We start from the raw sequence: 22,149 nt of genomic DNA, 5'->3' as shown, positions 1-22,149 counted from the left end.
ACGGCAGGCTATCACCCCTCTTTAGAAATAGCGGGCGATCTGCACCCAGGCACGGGTGCGCGAGGAGGTGCCGTCCGAGTCGTCGCCGTTGGCGGCGCGCGCCGGATTGCTGCCGATCTTGGTGGCGATCTGCAGCGAGGCGACAGTTTTCGCCATCGGGCGCCAGCTCAGGCCCACGCCCGCGCCCTGCAGGCTGTACTTGTTGGCCGCGCCGGCCGCCAGCGCGCCCGCGTAAGGCGAACGCACCAGCGTGACCCGCCCAATGTCGTAGAACACCGACAGGTCCAGCTTGTAGGCCGGCACGTCCCAGTGGGTTTCCAGCGTCAGGGTATGGCCTGCGTCGCCGCTCGCCTCGCCGGCCGGGTAGGCGCGCACGCGGCCCACGCCGCCCAGCGACAGCTTTTCGCCCGACTCCAGGTTGCCCGATGCGAGCTGGCCGCCCACGCTGGCCAGCAGCGTCACGCCCGGCACCAGCGCCTGGATGCGGCTGACCTGGTAGTTGAAACGGGTGAACCTGCCGGCGGTGCCCGGGCCGGCTGCGTCGCCGGCGGCAAAGGCCGCGTTGCGCGACAGGTCCACGTCGCCGCGCGTGACGTCGGCAATGGCCGACACCAGGCCGCCGCCGCCCAGGCTGTCCTGCATGTTCAGGCTAACACCCACGGTGAGGTTGCGCACCAGCTTGTCGCTGATCTGGACGTCCTTGGCCGAGTTCTCATAGCGCTTGTCGTCGTAGCCGGCGCGCAGCTGGATGCTGCGAAAGCGCGAACGCAGCAGCGGATGCGTGACCAGCACCTGGCTGATGTTGGCGCTGCCGCTGGAGTCGAGCGACGCGAATTCCTTGCCCAGCTTGTAGCGCATGCGCGAGTGCGCCACGCCGGCGCGCGTGCCCGCGCCGCCCACCGGCATCACGTAGCCCAGCCGGCCGTAGTTGAAGTCGGAGCCGGTGGTGGATGCCAGTGCGGACAGCTGTCCGCCCTGCCCGCCGATGTCGTCCACATTCAGCCCGCCGGAAATGCGGGTGCGGCCGGTGTAGCGGTTCGATGCGTTGTCCAGGCTGACGTTACCGTTGAACATGGGGCCTTCCGACAGGCCGATGTCGACTGCGGTCTCGCCGAACTGCGCGCCGGGGCTCAGCTCGGCGCGCGCGTTCACGCCGGGCAGGTCTTCCACCAGCAGCATGGCGCGTTCCAGCTCCGCCTCCTTCAGCGGCTGGCCGGTCTGCAGCACGCCGTCGAGGTAGCGGCGCACCAGCGCCTGGCTGACGCGCACGCTGGCGTCCGGCACCAGCCGCACGCTGGACAGGCGGCCCTCGAGCACCTGGATGGTGACCACGCCCTGCGCCAGTTCCTGCGCCGGCAGCGTGGCCGACGCGATCAGGTAGCCATGGGCACGGTAGTGGGCGGAAACGGCCAGCGCGGCCTCGCCCAGTTCCTTGAAGCTCACTTCACGGCCGGCGTACGGCGCCAGCACCTTCGCCAGCTCCTGCTCGGTGAAGGCGCTATTGCCCCTGAAAGCGTAGCCCTTGACGAACACTTTCTGGTCGCCCGGCAGCGCGGCGCTGCTCTGCGGCTTCACGTCCGGCACCACCTTGGCGCCGGCGCGCAGCGGCGGGATCAGCGCCGGCGGGCGGTTCGATTCCAGTACGCCGCCGGCGTCCGGCACGGTCTGCGCGAACACGGCGGCGGGCGCCAGCAATATCGCCAGTGCGGCGGCGCGGGCTTTGACTTCCATGTGATTCATGTTGCTCATTACTCCAGGTTCCTTACGCCGCCATTGCGCGACACGATCTTCGAATTGCCGTTCACATAGGTGACACCCACCGGTGCGCCAGGCACACCCGGCGTAGCAGCGTTATTGCCGCTGCTGCCGTTGCCGCCGTTCGGGTTGCCGCCTTCGTCGCGCGCCTCGGCCAGCAGCGTCTGCGGCGTGCTGCTGCCGTTGGAAGCGCCAAAGCCGCCCACATTGCCGCCAAAGCCCAGCCCGCCGTTGCCCGCGCCATTGGCGCCGGCCGAAGCGGTGCTGCCGACAATGGCAGCCACCGGATCGAACCTGCCCGGCTGGACCCCGGCCGACGTTACCGTCAGCACGCCATCCAGGTAGAACACCTTGTAGTCATTGAGTGCCGCGCCGCTGGCGGTGATGGCGTACTGGCCGGCAGCCGATTGCGTGGTGGCGCTGGTGGCCAGGACCAGGTTGCCCAGGATGTCGCGCGTGTCGCCGCCCACCAGGCCGCTGACGCTGCTGGTGAATGCCGGATTGGCCGTTCCCTGCACGCGCGTTTTGTCGTCCACCACCACCGTCAGCGTGGCTTGCGAGATGGTGCCGGTGCCGCTGGCCGTGCTGCTGGCCAGCGCGTAGTTCGATGCGCGGCCGGTGCCGCCGTCGGCCAGCGAGTAGCCGCTGGCGGTGACGGTCTTGCCGCTGCCTGCGCTGCGGGTGTCGAACGCGCCGTTGGCCGGGCCGTTCAGGGTCAGGCTCTCACCCGCCACCAGGCCGGCCAGCGTGCCGCGGCTGCTCAAGGTGGCGGCGGTGCTGCCGTCGTACACCTTGGTGGCCGCCTGCACGCCGGTCACCGTGACGGTGCGCGCCGTGATGGCGCCCGCGCCGGTGGCCACCGACGGCAGCAGATAGTTCGACAGCAGCGTGCCGCCCGTTGCGCTGAAATTCGACGCCGCCAGGTCCGCGGTGACCGTGCTGGCGCCCGCCACGTTGGCGTCGTTGTAACGGCCAGTGCTGCCGCTCTGCAGCGTGGCGCCCTGTCCCGCCACAAAGCCGGACAGCGATACCGAACCCGGATTGAGCACGGCGCTGGTGGTACCGTCGTAGGTCTTGACGGTGGTGCCGGCGATGGTGGCCTGCAGCGCGCGCTGCGTGATGGTGCCGCTGCCGCGTGCGCTACCGCCAGTGAAGGTGTAGTTGGCCGCGTCCGCGCCGCTCAGCGCCAGGCCGGTGATGTTAACCGTCTTGCCGCTGCCCGCATTGGCGTCGCTGAAGCTGCCCTGGCCGCTCACCTGCAGCGCATCGCCCGCAACACGGTCGTCGCTCAGCACCACGGTGGCGCTGGTGCTGCCGTCGTATACCTTGGTCACGTTGGCGGCGCTGGCGTTCAGCACGCGCTGGGTGATGGCGCCGGTGCCGCTGGCGGTGCTCGATGCCAGCACGTAGTTGCCCGCGTCCGCGCCGGACAGCGCGATGCCGCTGACGCTGACGGCCTTGCCGCTGCCCGCGTTCTTGTCGGCGAAGGCCGCCGCGCCGCCGGTAAGCGACAGCGCATCGCCCGCGACGCGGTTGTCGGCCAGCGCCACGGTGGCGCCGGTGGTGCCGTCGTACACCTTGCTGTTGACCGTGACGACCGCGTTCAGCGTGCGCTGTGTGATGCTGCCGGTGCCGCTGGCCGTGGTCGAGGCGAGCGTGTAGTTGGCCGCGTCCGTGCCCGACAGCTCGATGCCGCTGACCGAAACGGCCTTGGCGTTGCCGGCGTTCTTGTCGGCGAAGGCTCCGCCGCCGCTGGCCAGGGCCAGCGAGTCGCCCGCCACGCGGTCGTCGTCCAGCGTGACGGTGGCCGTGGTGGTGCCGTCGTACACCTTGCTGGCGGCCGACGCATTCACGTTGAGCAGGCGCGGCGTGATGCTTCCGGTGGCGCGCGCCGTGGTGGAACCGAGCACGTAGTTGGCCGCGTCGGCGCCGGACAGGGAAATGGCGCTCACGTTGATCGCCTTGCCGCTGCCCACGTTCTTGTCGCCGAATGCCGCCTGGCCTGCCAGCGACACGCTATCGCCCGCAATGGCGTCCGAGATGAAGCTGACGCTGGCGTTCAGGCCGCCGTCGTACACCTTGCTCTGGCCGGTGGCGCTGGCGTTCAGCGCGCGTGGCGTAATGGTGCCGGTGGTGCTGACGGCGCCCGGCGCCATCACGTAATTGCCGGCGTCCGCTCCGCTCAGGACGATGCCGCCAACGGTGATGACCTTGTTGGCGCCTGCGTTCTTGTTGGCGTAGCTGCCGGTGCCGGCCAGCACCAGATCGTCGCCCACGACGCGGTTGTCTGCCAGGGTGACGACAGCGCTCACGTTACCGTCGTACACCTTGGTGCTGCCGGTGGCGGTGGCGACCAGTGCGCGCTGGGTGATGCTGCCGGTGGTCGCCAGCGAGGTGGAGGCCAGCGTGTAGTTGAGCGCGTCCGCGCCGCTCACGGCGATGCCGGTCACGTTCACGGCCTTGCCGCTGCCGGCGTTCTTGTCGGCAAAGGCGGCCGCGCCGGTGATGGCCAGCACGTCGCCGGCGATGGCGTCGCTGCTCAGGGTAGCGTTGCTCACCAGCAGGCCGTCGTACACCTTGGTGACGCTGCCGCCGGCCACGTTCAGCGTGCGCTTGCCAATGTCGGCCGTGGCGCTGGCGGTGGTCGAAGCGAGCGTGTAATTGGCCGCGTCGGCGCCGGAAGCGGCGATGCCGCTGACGGTGACGCTCTTGCCGGTGCCGGCGTTCTTGTCGGCGAAGGCCGCGCTGCCGCTCAGGGCCAGCACGTCGCCCGCCAGGCGGTCGTCGCCCAGCGTGACGGTGGCGGCGGCCGAGCCATCGTAGACCTTGTTGGCGGCGGTGGCGGTGGCGTTCAGCACCCGCTGCGTGATATCCGCGCTGGCTGTGGCGCTGGTGGAAGCCAGCGTGTAGTTGGCGGCGTCGGCGCCGGACAGCGCGATGCCGTTCACGGCGACGAGCTTGCCCGCGCCCGCGTTTTTGTCCGCGAAGGCCGCGCCGGCGCTGCTCAGTGTCAGCGCGTCACCGGCCACGCGGTTGTCGCCCAGCGTGACGGTGGCGCCGGTCTGGCCGTCGTAGACCTTGTTGTTGCCGGTGGCGCTGACGGTCAGCTGGCGCGCGGTGATACTGGCGCTGCCGGTCGCGGTGGCAGATGCCAGCGTGTAGTTGCCCGCGTCCGCGCCGCTCAGGGTCATGCCGCTGATGGCCACGGACTTGCCGCTGCCGACGTTCTTGTCGGCGAAGACGGCGTTGCCGCTGATGCTCAGCACATCGCCCGCCAGGCGGTTGTCGCTATAGTTCACCCCGGCCGCCAGGTTGCCGTCGTATACCTTGTCCAGCGCGGTGGCGCCGGCGGTCAGTGTGCGGGCAGTGATGTCGGCGCTGCCGGTGGCGGTCGACGAGGCCAGCACGTAGTTGCCCGCGTCGGCGCCGGTCAGCACCAGGCCGCCGATGGTGACGGCCTTGCCGCTGCCCGCATTCTTGTCCGCGAAGCTGGCGCTGCCGCCGGTCAGCGTCAGCGCGTCGCCGGCCACGCGGTCGTCGGCCAGCGTGGCCGTGCTGGCGGTCAGGCCATCGTAGACCTTGCCGCCGCCGACTGTGGTCGCGTTCAGGGTGCGCGCGGTGATGCTGCCGGTGCTGTTGGCGGCAGTCGACGCCAGCGTGTAGTTGCCCGCGTCGGCGCCGGACAGCGCGATGCCGGTGACCGACACAGTCTTGCCGCTGCCGACGTTCTTGTCCGAGTAGACGGCGCTGCCGCTGGTGACCAGCACGTCGCCGGCCACGCGGTCGTCGCCGAGGGCGATGGTGGCTGCGGCCAGGCCGTCGTACACCTTGTCCACGGTGGAGGTGGTGGCCGTCAGCGTGCGGCGCGAGATGTCCGCCGTGGCGGTGGCGGTATTGGAAGCGAGCGCGTAGTTGCCGGCGTCCGCGCCCGAGATGGTGATGCCGTTCACGGTGACCGTCTTGCCGGCGCCGGCGTTCTTGTCGGCGAAGGACGCGCCGCTGCTCGACAGGGACAGCACGTCGCCGGCCAGGCGGTCGTCACCCAGGGTGGCGCTGGCGGCGGTCTGGCCGTCGTAGACTTTGCCGCTGGCCGTGGCGCTGGCGTGCAGCGCGCGCGGCGTGATGCTGGCGGTGGTGCTGGCCGTGCTGGACGACAGGGTGTAGTTGGCGGCGTCCGCGCCGCCCAGGGCGATGCCGCTGACGGAGACGGTCTTGCCGTTGCCGGCGTTCTTGTCGCCGAAGGCGGCGCCCGTGCTGCTCAGCGACAGCGCATCGCCTGCCACGCGGTTGTCGCCCAGCGTGACGGTGGCCGTGGCCAGGCCGTCGTACACCTTGTCGATGCCGGTGGCGCTGGCGGTCAGCGCGCGCGGCGTGATGGCGGCGGTGGCGCCGGCGGTGGTGGCGGCCAGCGTGTAGTTGGCCGCGTCCGCGCCGGACAGGGCGATGCCGGTCACCGTCACCGCCTTGCCGCTGCCGACGTTCTTGTCGCCGAAGGCGGCGCTGCCGCTCAGCGCCAGCACATCGCCGGCCAGGCGGTCGTCGCCCAGCGTGACGGCGGCGCCGGTCAGGCCGTCGTACACCTTGTCGATGCCGGTGGCGCTGGCGGTCAGCGCGCGCTTGGTGATGTTGGCGGTGCCGGTGGCGCTGGCCGAAGCCAGCGTGTAGTTGCCCGCGTCGGCGCCGCCCAGCGTAACGCCGTTGACGGTGACTGTCTTGCCGTTGCCGGCGGTCTTGTCGGCGAAGCTGGCGCTGCCGCTGGTCAGGGTCAGCGCGTCGCCGGCCACGCGGTCATCGGTCAGCGTGGCGCTGGCGGTGGCCAGGCCGTCATACACCTTGTTCACGCCCACGGCGCCGGCCGTCAGCACGCGTTGCGTGATGGTGCCGGTGGTGCTGACGCTGGTCGAAGCGAGCGTGTAATTGCCCGCGTCCGTGCCGTTCAGCGCAATGCCGGTGACGTTGACCGTCTTGCCGGTGCCGACGTTCTTGTCGATAAACGCGCCGGTGCCGCTGGTGGTAAACACGTCGCCGGCCACGCGGTCGTCGCCCACCGTCACGGCGGAGGTGGCCAGGCCATCGTACACCTTGTCCACGCCGGTGGCGCTGGCGTTCAGCGTACGCTTGGTGATGTTGCCGATCGCCGTGGCGGTGGTGTTGGCCAGCGTGTAGTTGCCGGCGTCGTCGCCCGACAGGGCAATGCCGCTCACGTTGATGGTCTTGCCGTTGCCGGCATTCTTGTTGGTGTAGCTCGCGCCGGTGCTGCTCAGGGTCAGCAGGTCGCCGCCCAGGCGGTTGTCGCCCAGGGTGACGGTGGCGCCGGTCAGGCCGTCGTAGACCTTGCTCACGCCGGTGGCAGTTGCAGTCAGTGAACGCGGCGTGATGGTGCCCGTGCCGGTGGCGGTGGCCGAAGCCAGCACGTAGTTGGCGCTGTCGGCGCCGCCGCTGATGGCGATGCCGGCGTAGTTGACGGCCTTGCCGTTGCCCGCATTCTTGTCGCTGAAGCTGCCGCTGCCGCTCAGCGTGAGCAGGTCGCCCGCCACGCGGTCGTCGCCCAGCACGCCGTTCATGTCGGTCACGCCGGTCAGGCCGTCGTACACTTTGCTCACGCTGCCGGCCGTGGCGTGCAGCGTGCGCGGCGTGATGTTGCCGGTGGCGGTGGCGGTGCTGCTGGCCAGCGTGTAGTTGGCAGCGTCCGCGCCGGACAGCGCAATGCCGCTCACGCTGATGGTCTTGGCATTCCCCACGCCTTTAGAGCCGAAACTGGCGGTGCCGCTCAGGCTCAGCGCGTCGCCGCTGACGCGGTTGTCGCCGAGGTTCACGGTGGCGGCGGTGAGTCCGTCATACACCTTGTTGTTGCCGGTGGCGGTGGCTGTCAGCGCGCGCGGCGTGATGCTGTAGGTGGCCGGCGCCACCGCGATGGTATAGCCCAGCGAGCTGGCCAGCGAGCCGATCTGCACTGCGTAGCTGCCGACGTTCTTGTTGTTGATGCCGGACAGGCTGCCGGTCAGCGCGCCGTTGGCGTCGCCGTCGATCAGTCCGCTCACCGAGCCGAAACCGATGGCGCCCATGGCCAGGCCGTCGTAGACCTTGCTGATGCCGCCGGCCGGCGTGACCGTCAGCACCGGCGCCACCTTGTACAGGAACCAGTTGCCGCTGCCCGCGTACGAGGGGTCGGCGCCGGTATAGACCTGGTTGTAGTGCTTGTTATAGCCGGTCATGCCTTCCGTGGTGCTGGTGGGCGCGTCCGAGTACACCAGGTAGCGGCTGCCGGCGCCGGCGCTGATGGTATTGGAGCCGGCGGCGCTGACGAACGTGCCGCTGGCGGTGGCGCCGCTGCCGGCGCCGCCCGACGCCACCAGCACCGATGTGCCGGAGGTGGCGGTGCCGACCAGGCGGCCGGTGCTGGCAACGCGCACGTCGCTGCCGGCGCTCAGGCCGCTGTTGATCAGGCTGATGCGCGCGCCGCGCACGGTGCCATCGATCTGGATGTCGCCGCTGGCGTCGTCGCCGGCGCGGGCGCCGGTGCCGATGGTCAGCGCGGTCTGGCCGCTGCCGCTGTCCAGGGTATAGCCGCTGGCCACGGTGATGCCGGCATCGCCGTCGTCACGGTCGGCCGCCGACACCAGGCTGTTGGAGGAATTGGCCAGCAGGGACAGGTTGCCGCCACTGGTGGTAATGCTGCGGTTGACGGTGATGCTGCGGCCGGCCTCCAGCGTGAGGTTGCCGCGGATACCCGCGCCGGTGCCGACCAGCACGGTGCCGTTGACCAGCAAGTCGTTGCTGGCGCGCAGCGTGACCGAGGTGCCGTTGAACAGCTGCTGCGCCAGGCCTGAGGCGTCGATGCCCACGTTCAGGCCGGTGGCGTCGGTGTAGTTCACGTCGCTGAACACCGGGGCCGCCAGCGAATAGGCGTACACGGCGCCCGTGCCTTCAACGCTGCCGCTGGCGCTGTTCGCGTAGGGCGCGCCAACGACCAGCCGGCCGCCGGCGCCGTTCAGCGCCACCGCATAGCCAAAGCCGGAATAGTCCGGCGCGGTGTGGAAGGTGCCGTCACCCAGCCGCAGGCCGCGCTGCAGCACCGCCTTCAGTACCGGCGTGCCGCCGGAGGTGTCGATCAGGCGCACGCTGCCAGGCCCCAGGCCGGCGTCGACCACGCCGCCGGTAGATGGCGAGCCGACCGCCAGGCGCGTGCCGTCAGCGCTGAAGGACAGCGCGGAGCCGAACAGCTCGCCGCTCGACAAGTTAACGTTCAGGTTGGCGCCGCCGGTGGTGGCGGTGCTGCTGTAAGTGGCGGTCTGCGCCACCGAACCGCCCCAGTTGAAGGTGTACACCGCGCCCTTCAGGTCGTCCACGCCGACCGCGCCCACCGCCAGCTTGTCGCCGGCCGCGTTGAGTGCAACGGCCGAGCCCAATTGCGCGTCGGCGCCGGCGCCGGCGATGAAGGGACTGGCGTAATTGGCGCCCAGCGTGGTGGTCAGCGCGCCGTTGGTAAACAGGTAGACCGCGCCGCAGCTGAAACAGTTGGCGTTGCCGCCGCTGTCGTTCACGGCGCCGACCGCCAGCCTGGTGCCATCGCCGTTCAGCGCCACCGACGTGCCGAACTGCCCGGCGTTCGCCGTGCCGCTCAAGCCGCCCGCGCCGGCGTTGATGGTGCTGGTCAAAGCCGGCTTGCTGGTGCCGGCGGCCAGGTCGAACAGGCGCACCGAACCGGCGCCGCTGTTCTCGCCCACCGCGCCCACGGCCAGCTTGGTGCCGGCAGCGTTGAGCGCCACCGAGCTGCCAAACAGGGCGCCGTCGGCCAGGGTCAGGTTGTAGTCGGCCGTGCCGTTGTAGCCGGAACCGATGTTGCTGCGCAGCGCGGCGCCGCTGAAATTGCCATCGGTAAAGCCGAACAGGCGCACCGCGCCGCGCGCCTCGCCGCTGCCGGCCGCATAGTTCGGGCTGGCGGCGGTGTTGCTGTTGGTCACGCCGCCATCCATCGGCACCCCGACCGCCAGCACGGTGCCGTCCGCGCTCATGGCCACGGACGAGCCGAAGCTGGCGCCGCTGGCCAGCAGGCCGCCGCTGGCGTTCTTGCCGCCCGAGTAGCCGCTGCCCAGGATGGCTTCGGCGGTCCAGGTGTAGGCGTAGTTGAAGTCGCCGATGACCAGGTTTTTCGGGTCCAGCAGCAAGGCGCCGCCCTGGCCGGGCGTGATGCCGTCCAGCCCCACATAGCGCAGGTCGCCCAGCGAAGACACTTCCACGGCGCCGCCGCGCGCGCCCGCGCCCGACCCGCCGCGCGCATTGATCGTGCCCAGCAAGGTGGTCTGCCGGTCGGACCAGATCACGGCGGTGCCGCCCTGGCCGCCCACGCCGCGCGCGCTGACGTCGATGGCGCTGCTGTCGTTGACGAAGGTGCGTTCAGCCGAGACGATGGACGCGGTCTGGCCCCAGCGCTGGGCGAAGCGCGGGTCGGCGCTGCCGTCCTGCGCCTTGCCCCCCTGGAAAGCGCCGCCTACGCGCACCAGGCCGCCCTGGTGCGCGCCGGATGCGTCGATCTTGGCGCTGAGCAGGCTGACCGTGTCGCCGCTCAGGTCGATGCGGCCGCCGCCAGCCGCACCGCCGCGCGCGCTGTAGCTGCCCGACGTGAGCAGGCTGCCGCCGGCTTGCACGGCGATATTGCCGCCGTTGTGCGCGCCGCTGGCGTTGGCCGTGGCGCCGCTGGTTTCCGTGAAACTGCCGCCGGCGCGGTAGCTGATGCTGCCGCCGCCGCCCTCCGTGCCTTGCGCGGACACGCTGCCGCCCGCGGCCAGCGCGCCGGCCGCCGTGACGCCGACGCTGCCGCCCTGCTTGCCGTCCACGCTGATGGCGCCGCCCAGCGACACGGCCGCGCCGCTGACGGCGATGCTGCCGCCGCGCGCGTCGCGGCTGGACGCGTCCAGCGCACCGGCCGCCACGTCGCCGCCCTCGGCCACCAGGCGGATGCTGCCGCCGTGCGTGCTCAGGCCGCCGGCCTGGATCAGGCCGGTGTTGTTGACGCTGGCGCGCGCCAGCGCATCGGCCGCGCTCGCGCTCAGCAGCACCTGGCCGCCGCCGGCCTGGATCAGGCCCTGGTTCTCGGCCAGCGCGTTCAGCGCGCCCTGGCTGGTGCGCACGGTGATCAGGCCGTCGCCGCGCAAGTCCACGCCGATTTGCCGGCCGGCAGCCAGCGCCACGCTGCCTTGCGGTGCGCTGATTGCGCCACTGTTCGCCACGCTGGGCCCCAGCAGGGCCACGTAGCCGCCCGCCGCAGCCGCAATGCTGCCTTCGTTGCGCACCGCGCCGCCGCCCTGGCCGGCAAAGCTGTAGTAGCGCGCCAGGAAGTCGCGGTCCGTCAGCTCCAGCGACGAGGCCACCAGGCCGCCCACGTTCACTTGCGCGCCCGGCGCGAACAGCACGCCGTTCGGGTTGACCAGGAACACCTGGCCGTTGGCGTCCAGCTTGCCGTAGATTTGCGACGGGTTGGCCGACTGCACGCGGTTCAGCGCCACGGCGCTGGCCGACGGCTGCTGGAACTGCACCGTGGCCTGCGCGCCGATGTCGAACGTGCCCCAGTTCAGGATGGCCTGCCCGGTGGCCTGGCTCACCGTCATGTGGTTGCCGCTGGTGCTGATCTGCGCCTGCCCCGCCACCACCTGGCCTCCGGTCGGCAGCGCGGTCGGCAAAGGCGGCGCCGCGTACGCACTGCCCGCCCCGGCCACGCCCGCCGCCGCCAGCGCCGCCATCAGCGTGGCCTTGCGGCGCCGCGCGCCGCCCTTGCCATGGCCGCGCGCCCCTTCGGCCACGGCCACCCAGCAGGCGTGCACATGGCTCCAGACAAGGCGGTAGTAGCGGTTCATAGTGGCGTGTTTGTGCATGGAAGTTCCGTAGCGGTTGAATCGGGTGGAGACGGTAAGCTGGCGTGCGGCGCGGCCAATCAGGCCTTGGCGGCGCCCGCGAGCAGCAAGTTGAAGTCGGCGCGGAAGTTGCTCAGGCCCTTGACGCGGCCCAGCGGCACCAGGTGCAGCTGGAACGTGCCGGTGCGGCTGTTCTGCAGCTCGTAGGTGCCTTCCGCCACGGCCAGCAGGGCCGCGCCCTCGAACACCAGCGAGAACTGCTGCATGGCCGGATCGGGCTGTTTGGCCGGCTTGCTCACGCGCGCCAGCTTCAGCGGCTGGGCGCGCAGCGCTGGGTGGTTCAGCCAGAATTGCTGGCCCACCAGCGCGCTGGCGCCGGCCAGGCTCCAGGCGTAGCCGTCGTCGCCGGGGATGGCCGCGGCTGCAGCCGCGCCGGCGGCCGTGGTGGTGGCCGCCGCAGCGGCGCCGGTGGCCGCCATGGCCACGCCGCCCATGACGGCGGAGCCCGCGTACAGTTTCAACACATCGCGTCGTTTCATTTTCACTCCTGGGTATTTGTTGGTTCAGCCGCGCGCCATTCCATCAGGTCGTGCATGCCGTTTTCGCGGACTTTCTGAAAGCCCAGCCGCCGGTACAGCGACAGCGCCGGATTGCCGTGCTCCACGTGGATGCTGACCACGCCGGCCTCGCGCTGCAAGGCCTGCAGCAGTTGCGTACCGTAGCCGCGCTGGCGGAACTCCGGCAGGACCGTGATCTCCACGATGTGCAGCGCGCCGGGCCGGCGCCACACGTACAGGCGGCCGACCGCAACCCGCCCCTGCCCGTCCGCGCGCTGCGCCTCGGCCACGCAAAACTGTCCGTCCGCGTACTGCTGGCGGTAGTGCTGGTGCTGAGCCTGGAACTGCATCTGCACGAAGGCCGCCTTGGCCGCCTCGTCCCACGGCACGGCGGCCAGTTCGGCCGCGCGCGTGCTGGCGTAGATGCGCAGCAGCAGCGGCATGTCCGCTTCGGCGATCGGGCGCAGGTGCAAGGCGTCGCTCATGCTCAGGGCCGCTGCGGGAACACGCCTTGCAGCGCGATGCAGAAGTACAGGCCCAGCGTAGGCTGGCGGTTGTTGTGCGGCTGTCCGCCGCCGGCGGCCGCCATGGCCCCGGTATAGGCGTAGGCCGTGGCGCCGGACGCGGAGTAAAGCTGCACGCCGGGCGTGGTTCCCATCACGGCCGACGGGCCCGGCACGGAATAGCCCGCCGGGCTGCCGCCCAGGCCCTGGGCGTGGGCGTGGGCCGGGATCTCGCTCGGCAGCAGCGTCACGGTTTCTTCACCCAGTTTTTCGCCCAGGTAGCGCTCGCTCAGGCCCTGCCCCTGGCCCACGCCCATGGCGTAGCTGTCGCGCAAGTCCGGCAGGGCGAACGTGGACCTGCCGTCGCCCCCGTAGGCGGTCCCCAGCAGGGAAAACAGCGCCGTGTTCTGCGACAGGGGCAGCAGTTGGCCGTCGCAAAAGGCCCAGCCCTTGGGCGCGAAGTTGAACGGGAAGATGCGGATTTCCGCAACAAACGGATCAGCCATGGCGGTCCTCAGGTTGGGCTCGGGAAAATCCCGAACATTGAAATGATGTAGTTCAGGCCCAGCGAGGGCGCCATGTTGTTATGGGGCTGGCTGTCGCCAGCCACACTGCTGCTGGCGGCGGCGTCCACGCGCATCGCACTGGTGCCACCGCCAGCCAGGCCGTACACCTTCACGCCGCCGGTACTGGCCGGCACGCCGGTCTTGCCGGTGTAGGCCGGGCTGGCGCGGTTGCTGGTGGCCACAGGGGCGTGCCGGTGCTGCGGCATCTGGCTGACCGACAGGGTGACGGTTTCCACCCCCGCCACTTCGGCCAGGGTGTAGCTGGACAGGCCGGAACCCGTGCCCTGGTGCATAGGCACGCGGCCGCGCAGATCCGGCAAAGCGAAGGTCGACTGGCCGTCGCCGCCATAGGTTGTACCGATCAGCTGGAACAGCGTTTCGTTTTCGGAAATCGGCAGTTGCTGGCCTTCGCAAAACATCCATCCGACTGGGGCGAAGTTGCCAGCGAACAGGCGTATCTCGCCTACATAAGGTTGCGCCATGGGTAATGCTCCGCGTTGAATTAGGTCGGGGAAGGGAAAATGCCTTGCAGCGCAATGCAGAAACTGAGCGTCAGCGTAGGCTGCATGTTGCTATGCGCCTGGCCGCCGCCAACGGCGCCGCCAGCCGTGGTGCTCAGCGTGGTCAGGTTGCCTGGCGCACCGTACAGATCGTGGCCAAGGCGGCCCTTGCGGGCGGCGATGGCGCCAACTGGCGAGCTGCTGCTGGCCAGGCTGTCGCCCACCTTGCTCACATGGCTGTGGGACGGCAGGTGCGACTCGGTCAGCGTGACACTTTCCGCACCGAGCTGCATGCCGGCCGTGATGGCCGGCCCCACGTGCGCGGGCACGCGGCCCCGCAGGTCGGGCAAGGCGAAGTTGGTACGGCCGTCGCCGCCAAAGGTGGTGCCCAGCAGTGAAAACAGCGCCTGGTTCTGGTTAATCGGCAACAACTGGCCGTTGCACAGCGCCCAGCCTTTCGGCGGGAATACAAACGACATCAGCCGGATTTCGGAAAGGAACGGTTCAGCCATGGATTACTCCGGAATATTCAGTTGAAAACGGCTTCGTAATAGGTAGCGCCGGCGTCGGCAGCCACCGGCACGAGGAAGATATGGAACTCGCCAGCCGTTTCGTTGCGAAGACACAACGTTGCCTGCTCCAAACGCGGCTGTGCAGGGCCTTCGAAAATCAGGGAAAAAGCTTGCTCGCGCGCATAGCCGGGCATGCCGGCCTGCTTGACCGTGGCCAGGCGCAGCGCCAGGCCGGAATCGGCCACGCTGAATGACGCGCCCGCATGGGCACGGAAGAATTCCAGAGAAAGATCTTGCACGAATGACACGTAAGTTGCAGTTTAATAAACTACCATTATACCTGCAGGAAACAATGATGTCACTCGACAACTGTTCGGTAATAGCGGTTAGCCTACCTGCCGGATCACATAAACGCAGCGCCGCGCGCCCGACAAGAGGTGTTCGGCACGCTCGACCTGGCAGCCCTTGCCCAGCACGCGCTGGAACACCTGCAGCTCGGAGCGGCAGAAGCCCTGGCAACTGGTGGCGGCCGCGCAAATGGGGCAATGGTTCTCGATCAGCAGCAGGCTGCCGTCGGGCTGGACTTCGGTTTCGGCCATGTAGCCCTCCGCGTCGCGCGCCCGGGCCAGGGCGGAGACGCGGCTAGCCAGCGCATGCGACGAAGCGGCTTCCGCAGGTCCGGCATCGGCTTCCGCCTGCGCCAGCGCCGCCTGGTAGGCCACCTCGCTTTCCTGCTCGCGCGCGGCGATCAGCTTGTCCATGCCCTCCTCACCGAACAGCGCGCGCACCTGGTGGATCATTTGCAGCGTAAGGTCGGCATGGCGATCCGGGAAGCGCGCGTGGCCCGCCTCGGTCAGGTGCCAGCGGCGCGACGGCCGCCCCACCTTGTCGGCCACGTCCTCGAAGCCGACCAGGCCTTTTTCCTGGGCCGACTCCAGCTGCCTGCGCGCGCCCATGGACGTCAGCTCGAGCAGTTCGGCCAGCTTCTGCGCGGTTTGCGGGCCGCGCGTCTTGAGCAGGAAAAGTACGTTGTCGGCAGTGTTCATTCAGGCGTTTTCGTGAAGGTCATGGGAGCCAGCGGCAGGCGCAGGCGCCAGGCGTGCAGTTGCCAGGCCGCCGCCGCGCTCAGTGCTGCGCCCAGCAACAGCACCAAACGGGTGTCGATCAAGGTCAGCGCCGCGCCGGCCAGCGCCATCAGTATATTCGCCAGACAGAAAGTCGTCGACAACAGTCCCATCACGGCGCCCTGCCCGTGCGCACCGAAGCGGTCGGCCGCCCAGTTCTGGATCACGGCGTTGTAGAAGGAATTGGGCAGGCCGAACAGCACGATACCCACCAGGCCCACCCACAGGTTGCCCAGCCCGACCAGTCCAACGGCACACGCGATGCCGAACGCATGCAGGGATGCGCGCCGCAGCGGCGCCGTGGCACTGGGGCGGCCGGAGAACAGCGAGGACAAGGTCATCAGCCCGCACAGGCCGACGTTGATGGCGGCGATGCGCTGCGCGTCGTAGCGCCCCACCTCCACCAGCCACAGGGGATAGAACTCGTAGAACGCCGTCACGCCGCAGGTGACCGCCAGCTGGATCTTGAACAGCGTGCGCAGCTCGGTGTGCTTGAGCAGGTTGAGGGAATGGCGGTCGCGCGCCACCTGCCACCACGAGGTGGTGAGCGTGGACGGCGCCTCGCGCGGCAGCACCGCCATCACCACCAGCGCCACCGCCAGCAGGGCCACGGCGGCGATCCAGAACGGCACCGTCAGGCCGTAGCCCACCGTCAGGCCGCCCAGCAGCGGGCCGGCCAGCCAGCCGAAATGGAAAGCGCCGTTCAGCCAGCCGATGGCGCGGTTGCGCAGCGTGCCTTCCAGCCGTTCGGCCAGCATGGCCCGCGCCACCGCGCCGTTGCCTTCCAGCAGGCCGGTGGCGAAACGGGCGGCCAGGAACAGCGGGTAGGATTCCAGCATCATGGCGCCGGCCGTGAGCGCGTGGCCGGCAGCGGCGCCCAGGCCGGTTGCCAGCAGCACCGGGCGGCGGCCATACCGGTCAGACAAAGCGCCCAGCACGGCGGAGCCGATCAGCAGACCGAGGGGGTTGATCATCACGGCAACGCTGAACAGCAGCTTGGGCGGCAGGCCGAAGAACTGGTTCAAGCCGGATTCCGCGCCGGAGGCGAACAACGGTGGCAAAATGGGATACGGGAGCGAGGCCCCGATAGTGGACAGCAGCGCCAGCAGGCAAGCGGCGGCAATCAGCAGTGCATTCTTCATGGTATGTCTCGGTTGCTTGAGTTCTATCAATATACCTATACCGTCGAGATAAGTAAACAAAAGTGTTTATTTAATGTAAGGAGTAACATGCGGCCCCTGAAGTACTCAATCAACCTCACCCTGGACGGATGCTGCGGCCACGAGGAAATGCTCACGGACGAGGAGTTGCATCGCCACTGGGCCGGCCGGCTCGCCCAGGCCGACGCCCTGCTCTTTGGCCGGGTGACCTATGAAATGATGGAATCCGCGTGGCGCGAGCCGGCGCGCACCGGCGTCAGGCCGGAATGGATGCCGGAATGGATGGCGCCTTTCGGACAGACCATCGACGCGGCGCGCAAGTACGTGGTATCGAGCACCTTGAAACAGGTGGACTGGAACGCCGAGCTGGTGCGTGGTGACCTTGGCATGGCGGTCCAGCGGCTCAAACAGCAGCCCGGCAGGGGCATTTTCCTGGGCGGCGTGACGCTGCCGTTGGCCCTGGCGCAGCTAGGCCTGATCGATGAGTACGAGTTCGTCGTGCACCCCAGGATAACCGGCCACGGCCCGAGGCTGTTCGAAGGCCTTCCCAGGCACCTGGACCTGAAGCTCGTCGGCCGCCAGGAATTCGGTTCCGGGGCCGTGGCGCTGCGGTACGAGCCGGCAACGAAAGCGTGAAGGCCCACACGATGCGCAGTAAAAAGTTCTTTTCGCAACTGCTTGCGCCATTTATCGGCAAGGCCAAACAAGCAGAAACACGGGAGATCGATACGCCGGCCGGTGCGGTTCCGATTACCACGTTCCCGGTCGCCCCCGTTTCGCAACAGGTGCGTTCGCTTGACGCCGGCAGGTTGAAACGCATGCATGAACTGGATGCAGCGGCTGCGCAATTTTTGACGGTCTATTGCTACGGGTCGAGCCCAACCCTGAAAGCATACGACGAGGCATTCCGCCGCTGGCGCAAAGACAAATCGCGCGACTTTTCTGACGAAGCTGTCATTGAAATGCTGGGAGCCCACCTGGGCAACAGGTTAGCGTGCGACCTGGACATGGAGTGGGTAGAAGTGATCGACGAGTATGGAACAGATTTGGGCGTACGCTCCAGGAAGTATGAAGTCATTGCATTTCCCCTCGCATCGGTAGCGAAGCGAATTGAGAATTATGACGATAACTTCATGGAGGGCATCTATTACGCCACCATGACCACTATTGATGACGGCCAGATGAAACGCAACGCCACTACGGAGACGGAATGTTGAAATCCATATTATGCATGCTGCTAACGCCGTTTGCTGGCGCAGCGTCGGCTGAAGTTGTGAAGCGGGAAAGCGAGCTTGCTTCACACATATGCGGCTTTTGCTACGACAAGCTGAACTGCAGCGTCCGCGCTGTTTTTGGTGACGCAGGCGGGTCCCACGTCGCGGAATGGCGGATAGCCAATGGAAAAGCGTATCGCACAGTTTTGTCCGACAGCGGCGACCTCGTGCAGTATTTCAAGACGAATCTGATGCCGCCGAGATACAGGTAGCTCACCATTCTTTTCGCGAATGAGAACCCGGCACGATGAGCTGGCTGCGCAAACAATCTTCCTGAACAAAGGCCCACCGCATGCGCATTGCAATGCTACCCGGCAGTATCCTGATCGCGATCGCCCTGCTGGTGTGCAGCGCGGCAGCGCGCGCGGATGAGCCAAGCCTCACGGCACCGAATGTGGTCGCCATCTCGCCGACGATCGTGACATCGGGCCAGCCGACTGCGGCTTCCCTTGCGGCGCTCGCCGGCCAGGGATTCAAGGCCGTCGTCTACCTCGCGCCGCCAACCGTCCCTGACGCCGTCACTGGCGAAGCGGATATCGTGCGCCGCCAAGGGCTTGAGTTCGTCAACATCCCCATCGAATTCGGCGAGCCGACCGAAGCGGACTTCGAACAGTTCGCCGAAACGATGAGCCGGTTTCAGGACCGGAAGGTACTGGTGCACTGCCAGGTCAATATGCGCGCATCCACGCTCACATTTCTGTACCGCGTGATTAAATTGCGGGAGCCGCCCGAACAGGCATACCAGGCCGTCGCGCGGGTCTGGTCGCCCAGGGGCGCCTGGAATCGTCTGCTGACGTCCCAGCTACGCAAGGCTGGGATCGAGTTCGAGCCGTACTGACCGCTGGCTTCCGGTCTCCGACCGCCTAGCGCTTCAAGGCCAGTTCCAGCATCCCCGAACCGGCCGCCCGATACCCCAGTTTGCCGAACAGCCTTTGCGCCTGCACGTTGGCTTCCGCTACATCCGCAGCCAGCCCGTACAGGCCAAGCACCTCGTCGGCAAAAGTCGTCACGAGGCCAAGCGCTTCCGCCATGTAGCCCTTGCCCCATGCCGACTGCCTGAGCAAGCAGCCCACTTCCGCCGTCCGCAGCGCCATGTCGAAACTGTGGAGACCGCAAGTGCCGACCACCAGCCCACTGTCGTGCGAGGCGATTGCCCACTCCAGCGACTCGCCTTCAGCAAGGAGCTTGCGCACGCTCTTCAGCATCAGCCGGACCGTCCCTGGGTTCGGAAACGGCCGCTCGCCGGTATATTGCATCACCTGCGGATCGCCATAAATGTCGAACAGCGCCGCCGCGTCGTCCTCCTTCATAGCCCTGAGGAGCAGGCGCTCGCCACGCAAGGCAGGCAATACGGCAGGAATGTGAAAGCGGCTGGTGTCGGTCATGCGCCGATTATAGCGGCGCTGTTACGATGCCTCACGGCGTAGCCGCTCCTTACAGTGTTGGCCCCTTTCGAAAGCCGATGGCCAGCCGGTTCCAGCTATTGATCGTGTTGATAGCCATCGTCACCGCCACCATCTCGGCGGGCGTGAAATGCTCGGCCAGTTCGGCATAGGCCGCGTCCGGCGCGCGGGTATCCGCAATGCGGGTCAGTGCCTCGGTCCAGGCCAGCGCGGCGCGTTCGCGGGCCGTGAAGAACGGCGTCTCTTCCCACACGACCAAGCCACTCAGCCGGCGCTCGGTCTCGCCGGCCTTGCGCATGTCGCTGGTATGCATGTCCACGCAAAACGCGCAGCCGTTGATCTGCGAAGCCCGCAGCTTGATCAGTTCCATCAGCGGCGCTTCCAGTCCCAGCTTGCCGACCGCCACTTCCAGGGCGATCATGGCTTTCATTGCGTCCGGGTTGGCGGCATAGAAATCGATACGAGGGTTCATCGTGCTGCTCCTTCAATTTGTTGTTCAGTGAGGCTATTGTAGGAGCCATGGCCGGATAGGCAGGGTGCCAATTCCGGGAAAATCGCGCACGCCAAGAGTCCAATCCCTTGCCAATCCCTGCAAATCCGGGCAGCCTTGGAATCCATGGAACTTCACATCGTTATAGAAGGCCGCAAGGACCTCACCGGCCAATTGCATCGCCAGTTGTCGGACGCCATCCGCAGCGGAAGGCTGGCGCCCGGCCAGCAACTGCCGCCTACCCGCCTGCTGGCCGAGCAGCTCGGCCTGTCGCGCAAGACCGTGTCCGAAGCGTACAGCCGCCTCGCGCTGGACAAGCTGGTGATGGGCCGAGTGGGCGCTGGCAGCTACGTGCAGGCGCCCGCCGAGCCGCGTCCGCAGCACGTGGAGCGCAGCGGCCTGGCCAGCGCCGACATCGTGCGCAAGTGGGACAGCATGGCCACGCCGCTGCGCCATCCGCAGCCTGAAGGCCGCTCGCGCTATGAATTCATCGGCGGCTGCGCCACGCCCGGCCACTTCCCGATGGACGAATGGCGCCGCTGCGTTACCCACGCGCTGCGCCAGGACCCGGCGCTGCGCGGCCGCTACGGCGACGCCGAAGGCGTGCCAGTGCTGCGCGCTGCCATCGCCCGCCACATAGCATTCGCGCGCGGCGTGGTGTGCACGCCAGCCAACGTGGTGGTGACCAACGGCGCGCAGCAGGCTCTGGACTTGCTGGGCCGCGTGCTGCTGGAGCCGGGTTGTGTGGTGGCGGTGGAAGATCCTGGCTACCCAGCAGCACGCGGGCTGTTCGCCAGCCAGGGCGCGCAGGTGGTAGGCATTCCGGTGGACGAGCAAGGCATCATCGTGGATCGCATACCGGACGGCACGCGCCTCATCTACGTCACGCCCGCGCACCAGTTCCCGCTGGGGATGCCAATGAGCGTGGCACGCCGACGCGCCCTGCTGGCCCGCGCCCGCGATATCGGCGCCATCGTCATCGAGGATGACTACGACAGCGAGTTCCGCTACGAAGGCCGGCCCACGGACTCGCTGCAAAGCATGGACACGCACGGCATGGTGGTCTTCGTCGGCACCTTCTCGAAGGTGATGCTGCCCGAGCTGAGGCTGGGCTACATGGTTCTGCCTGAGGCACTGCTCAACGCCACGCTGACGGTCAAGCACCTGACGGACTGGCACACCAGCACGATGAACCAGCACGCCCTGGCCAAGTTCATCACCGATGGCCACCTGCAAAAACATATCCGCCGCTGCCACGGCGTCTACGCCACGCGCCGCGAGCGGCTGCAGTCATTGTTTGCAACCATGCTGGCGCCATGGTTCGAGCTGGTGCCGGCCGAAGCGGGCTTCCACCTGGCAGCACTGTGCAAGCGCGGGCCCCATATTGACATCGGCCTGCTGCTGCGCCTCGCGCGCAGGGCTGACGTGGGGTTGTACTCGCTGGCGAACTTCTACGCGGACCAGCCGCCGCACCAAGGCCTGTACCTGGGCTACGGCGCCATCGATACGCTCGACATCGAACCCGCGCTTGTCCGCGTGCGCGACATTCTCGTTGAAATGGAATAGCTCAGCCGAACAAGGCGCCGGTGGAATTGGCATAGCAGACAAAATTTCCACCCCGCGCGAAAGCGACCAGGGTCAGGCCGCATTCTTCGGCCAGCCGCACTGCAGTCGCGGTTGGCGCCGATATCGCCACCAGCGCCGAGACGCGCGCCATGGCTGCCTTCTGCACCATCTCCACGCTCGCGCGGCTGGTGATGAGCGCAAAGCCAGCGGACGGGTCCACACGCCGGCGCGCCATCATGCCAATCAGCTTGTCGAGCGCATTGTGGCGTCCCACGTCCTCGAACACGGCCTGCAGCTCGCCGTCCGGCGCGCACCATGCGGCGGCATGTGTTGCGCCGGTGAGCCGCGCCAGCGGCTGCGCGCCACCCAGCGCTTCCAGCGCCACGCGGATGCCGTGTGCAGACAGCGCGCGGTCCGGCGCCAGCACAGGCAAGGTGCGGTAGACCTGATCCAGACTGTCCACTCCACAAAGACCGCAACCGGTGCGCCCGCTCAGGCTGCGCCGCCGCTCTTTGAGCTGCGCGAACGCACGGGCTGACACTTCCAGCTTCACCGTCACACCTTCGCAAGCTTGTTCGATATCGATGCCGTAGCATTCGGCGGCATCGTTCAATATGCCTTCCGACAGCGAGAAGCCCAGCGCGAAGTCTTCCAGGTCGGCGGGCGTGGCCATCATCACGGCGTGCGAAATGCCGTTGTACTCCAGCGCAACTGGCACCTCCTCGGCCAGGTCGTCGATATCGTCCAGCAGCTGGCCGCGCGCCAGCCGTCGCACGGTAAAGCGCGAAGAAATCAGCTTTTCATCATCCGGCGGCAGCGTACTCATTCTGTCATCATGCCACAAACGAAATGACGTTACACAATGAGGCGATGACACTTCAATCATTC

General features: G+C 68.0%; 17 protein-coding genes. 4 read left to right on the top strand and 13 right to left on the bottom strand.

Going from position 1 to position 22,149, the window contains the following annotated elements; all coding sequences use genetic code 11:
• Positions 1-21: 21 nt before the first annotated feature.
• From AC6H42_RS25250 to AC6H42_RS25205, 10 genes are all read right to left on the bottom strand, one after another.
• On the bottom strand, positions 22-1,749 hold the full coding sequence (locus AC6H42_RS25250) for a ShlB/FhaC/HecB family hemolysin secretion/activation protein (RefSeq protein WP_497549231.1): 1,728 nt from the start codon (positions 1,747-1,749) through the stop codon (positions 22-24).
• The gene (locus tag AC6H42_RS25245; RefSeq protein WP_497549230.1) at positions 1,749-11,627 is read right to left on the bottom strand and encodes a YDG domain-containing protein; all 9,879 of its coding nucleotides are present in this window, start codon (positions 11,625-11,627) and stop codon (positions 1,749-1,751) included. Before AC6H42_RS25245 ends, AC6H42_RS25250 begins: the two co-directional genes overlap by 1 nt.
• 59 nt (positions 11,628-11,686) lie before the next feature.
• Positions 11,687-12,145, bottom strand: coding sequence for a DUF6916 family protein (locus AC6H42_RS25240; protein ID WP_057155170.1), 459 nt, complete (start codon positions 12,143-12,145; stop codon positions 11,687-11,689).
• A 2-nt stretch (positions 12,146-12,147) separates the two neighbouring features.
• Positions 12,148-12,648: a GNAT family N-acetyltransferase gene (locus AC6H42_RS25235; RefSeq protein ID WP_057155172.1), complete on the bottom strand. Its 501-nt coding sequence runs from the start codon at positions 12,646-12,648 to the stop codon at positions 12,148-12,150.
• A gap of 2 nt (positions 12,649-12,650) precedes the next feature.
• A complete protein-coding gene (locus tag AC6H42_RS25230) occupies positions 12,651-13,172 on the bottom strand; it encodes a phage tail protein (protein ID WP_057155174.1) in 522 nt (173 codons plus the stop codon).
• A gap of 8 nt (positions 13,173-13,180) precedes the next feature.
• Positions 13,181-13,714, bottom strand: a complete 534-nt coding sequence (locus AC6H42_RS25225; protein WP_497549229.1) for a phage tail protein — start codon at positions 13,712-13,714, stop codon at positions 13,181-13,183.
• 20 nt (positions 13,715-13,734) lie between these two features.
• Positions 13,735-14,244, bottom strand: coding sequence for a phage tail protein (locus AC6H42_RS25220; protein WP_057155176.1), 510 nt, complete (start codon positions 14,242-14,244; stop codon positions 13,735-13,737).
• Positions 14,245-14,261: 17 nt separating this feature from the next.
• Positions 14,262-14,552 (bottom strand): DUF6916 family protein, encoded by a 291-nt coding sequence (locus AC6H42_RS25215; RefSeq protein ID WP_497549228.1) that lies wholly within the window; start codon positions 14,550-14,552, stop codon positions 14,262-14,264.
• 78 nt (positions 14,553-14,630) lie between these two features.
• Positions 14,631-15,290, bottom strand: a complete 660-nt coding sequence (locus AC6H42_RS25210) for a helix-turn-helix transcriptional regulator (protein ID WP_497549227.1) — start codon at positions 15,288-15,290, stop codon at positions 14,631-14,633.
• Positions 15,287-16,510, bottom strand: coding sequence for an MFS transporter (locus AC6H42_RS25205; protein ID WP_497549226.1), 1,224 nt, complete (start codon positions 16,508-16,510; stop codon positions 15,287-15,289). Before AC6H42_RS25205 ends, AC6H42_RS25210 begins: the two co-directional genes overlap by 4 nt.
• A gap of 87 nt (positions 16,511-16,597) precedes the next feature.
• On the opposite strand from AC6H42_RS25205, the gene AC6H42_RS25200 reads away from it, so the two are divergent.
• The 3 genes from AC6H42_RS25200 (at position 16,598) to AC6H42_RS25190 (ending at position 18,640) form a co-directional block, all read left to right on the top strand.
• A complete protein-coding gene (locus AC6H42_RS25200) occupies positions 16,598-17,164 on the top strand; it encodes a dihydrofolate reductase family protein (protein ID WP_057155215.1) in 567 nt (188 codons plus the stop codon).
• A gap of 11 nt (positions 17,165-17,175) precedes the next feature.
• Positions 17,176-17,745 (top strand): DUF3806 domain-containing protein, encoded by a 570-nt coding sequence (locus AC6H42_RS25195; protein ID WP_497549225.1) that lies wholly within the window; start codon positions 17,176-17,178, stop codon positions 17,743-17,745.
• A gap of 349 nt (positions 17,746-18,094) precedes the next feature.
• Complete coding sequence (locus AC6H42_RS25190; RefSeq protein ID WP_497549224.1) at positions 18,095-18,640, top strand: protein tyrosine phosphatase family protein; 546 nt, start codon at positions 18,095-18,097, stop codon at positions 18,638-18,640.
• A 25-nt stretch (positions 18,641-18,665) separates the two neighbouring features.
• On the opposite strand, the gene AC6H42_RS25185 is transcribed toward AC6H42_RS25190, so the two are convergent.
• The gene (locus AC6H42_RS25185; RefSeq protein ID WP_057155189.1) at positions 18,666-19,187 is read right to left on the bottom strand and encodes a GNAT family N-acetyltransferase; all 522 of its coding nucleotides are present in this window, start codon (positions 19,185-19,187) and stop codon (positions 18,666-18,668) included.
• 49 nt (positions 19,188-19,236) lie between these two features.
• Complete coding sequence (locus tag AC6H42_RS25180; RefSeq protein ID WP_057155191.1) at positions 19,237-19,677, bottom strand: carboxymuconolactone decarboxylase family protein; 441 nt, start codon at positions 19,675-19,677, stop codon at positions 19,237-19,239.
• A gap of 144 nt (positions 19,678-19,821) precedes the next feature.
• Here AC6H42_RS25180 and pdxR point away from each other — a divergent pair, with 144 nt between their 5' ends.
• Complete coding sequence (gene pdxR, locus AC6H42_RS25175) at positions 19,822-21,261, top strand: MocR-like pyridoxine biosynthesis transcription factor PdxR (RefSeq protein ID WP_497549223.1); 1,440 nt, start codon at positions 19,822-19,824, stop codon at positions 21,259-21,261.
• Position 21,262: 1 nt separating this feature from the next.
• Here pdxR and fdhD read toward each other — a convergent pair whose 3' ends face one another.
• Positions 21,263-22,087 carry a formate dehydrogenase accessory sulfurtransferase FdhD gene (gene fdhD / locus AC6H42_RS25170; RefSeq protein WP_497549222.1) on the bottom strand — a complete coding sequence of 275 codons (825 nt, stop codon included), beginning with the start codon at positions 22,085-22,087 and terminating at the stop codon, positions 21,263-21,265.
• Positions 22,088-22,149 lie beyond the last annotated feature (62 nt).

The organism is Massilia sp. NBRC 108631 (assembly GCF_059704565.1).
This window is presented reverse-complemented; position numbering and strand designations above follow the sequence as displayed.

What these genes read in the sequence shown, in the direction of transcription:
- AC6H42_RS25250 (WP_497549231.1), bottom strand. Translation starts at nt 1,749, where the DNA reads ATGAGCAACATGAATCACATGGAAGTCAAAGCCCGCGCCGCCGCACTG.
- AC6H42_RS25245 (WP_497549230.1), bottom strand. Translation starts at nt 11,627, where the DNA reads ATGCACAAACACGCCACTATGAACCGCTACTACCGCCTTGTCTGGAGC.
- AC6H42_RS25240 (WP_057155170.1), bottom strand. Translation starts at nt 12,145, where the DNA reads ATGAAACGACGCGATGTGTTGAAACTGTACGCGGGCTCCGCCGTCATG.
- AC6H42_RS25235 (WP_057155172.1), bottom strand. Translation starts at nt 12,648, where the DNA reads ATGAGCGACGCCTTGCACCTGCGCCCGATCGCCGAAGCGGACATGCCG.
- AC6H42_RS25230 (WP_057155174.1), bottom strand. Translation starts at nt 13,172, where the DNA reads ATGGCTGATCCGTTTGTTGCGGAAATCCGCATCTTCCCGTTCAACTTC.
- AC6H42_RS25225 (WP_497549229.1), bottom strand. Translation starts at nt 13,714, where the DNA reads ATGGCGCAACCTTATGTAGGCGAGATACGCCTGTTCGCTGGCAACTTC.
- AC6H42_RS25220 (WP_057155176.1), bottom strand. Translation starts at nt 14,244, where the DNA reads ATGGCTGAACCGTTCCTTTCCGAAATCCGGCTGATGTCGTTTGTATTC.
- AC6H42_RS25210 (WP_497549227.1), bottom strand. Translation starts at nt 15,290, where the DNA reads ATGAACACTGCCGACAACGTACTTTTCCTGCTCAAGACGCGCGGCCCG.
- AC6H42_RS25205 (WP_497549226.1), bottom strand. Translation starts at nt 16,510, where the DNA reads ATGAAGAATGCACTGCTGATTGCCGCCGCTTGCCTGCTGGCGCTGCTG.
- AC6H42_RS25200 (WP_057155215.1), top strand. Translation starts at nt 16,598, where the DNA reads ATGCGGCCCCTGAAGTACTCAATCAACCTCACCCTGGACGGATGCTGC.
- AC6H42_RS25195 (WP_497549225.1), top strand. Translation starts at nt 17,176, where the DNA reads ATGCGCAGTAAAAAGTTCTTTTCGCAACTGCTTGCGCCATTTATCGGC.
- AC6H42_RS25190 (WP_497549224.1), top strand. Translation starts at nt 18,095, where the DNA reads ATGCGCATTGCAATGCTACCCGGCAGTATCCTGATCGCGATCGCCCTG.
- AC6H42_RS25185 (WP_057155189.1), bottom strand. Translation starts at nt 19,187, where the DNA reads ATGACCGACACCAGCCGCTTTCACATTCCTGCCGTATTGCCTGCCTTG.
- AC6H42_RS25180 (WP_057155191.1), bottom strand. Translation starts at nt 19,677, where the DNA reads ATGAACCCTCGTATCGATTTCTATGCCGCCAACCCGGACGCAATGAAA.
- pdxR (WP_497549223.1), top strand. Translation starts at nt 19,822, where the DNA reads ATGGAACTTCACATCGTTATAGAAGGCCGCAAGGACCTCACCGGCCAA.
- fdhD (WP_497549222.1), bottom strand. Translation starts at nt 22,087, where the DNA reads ATGAGTACGCTGCCGCCGGATGATGAAAAGCTGATTTCTTCGCGCTTT.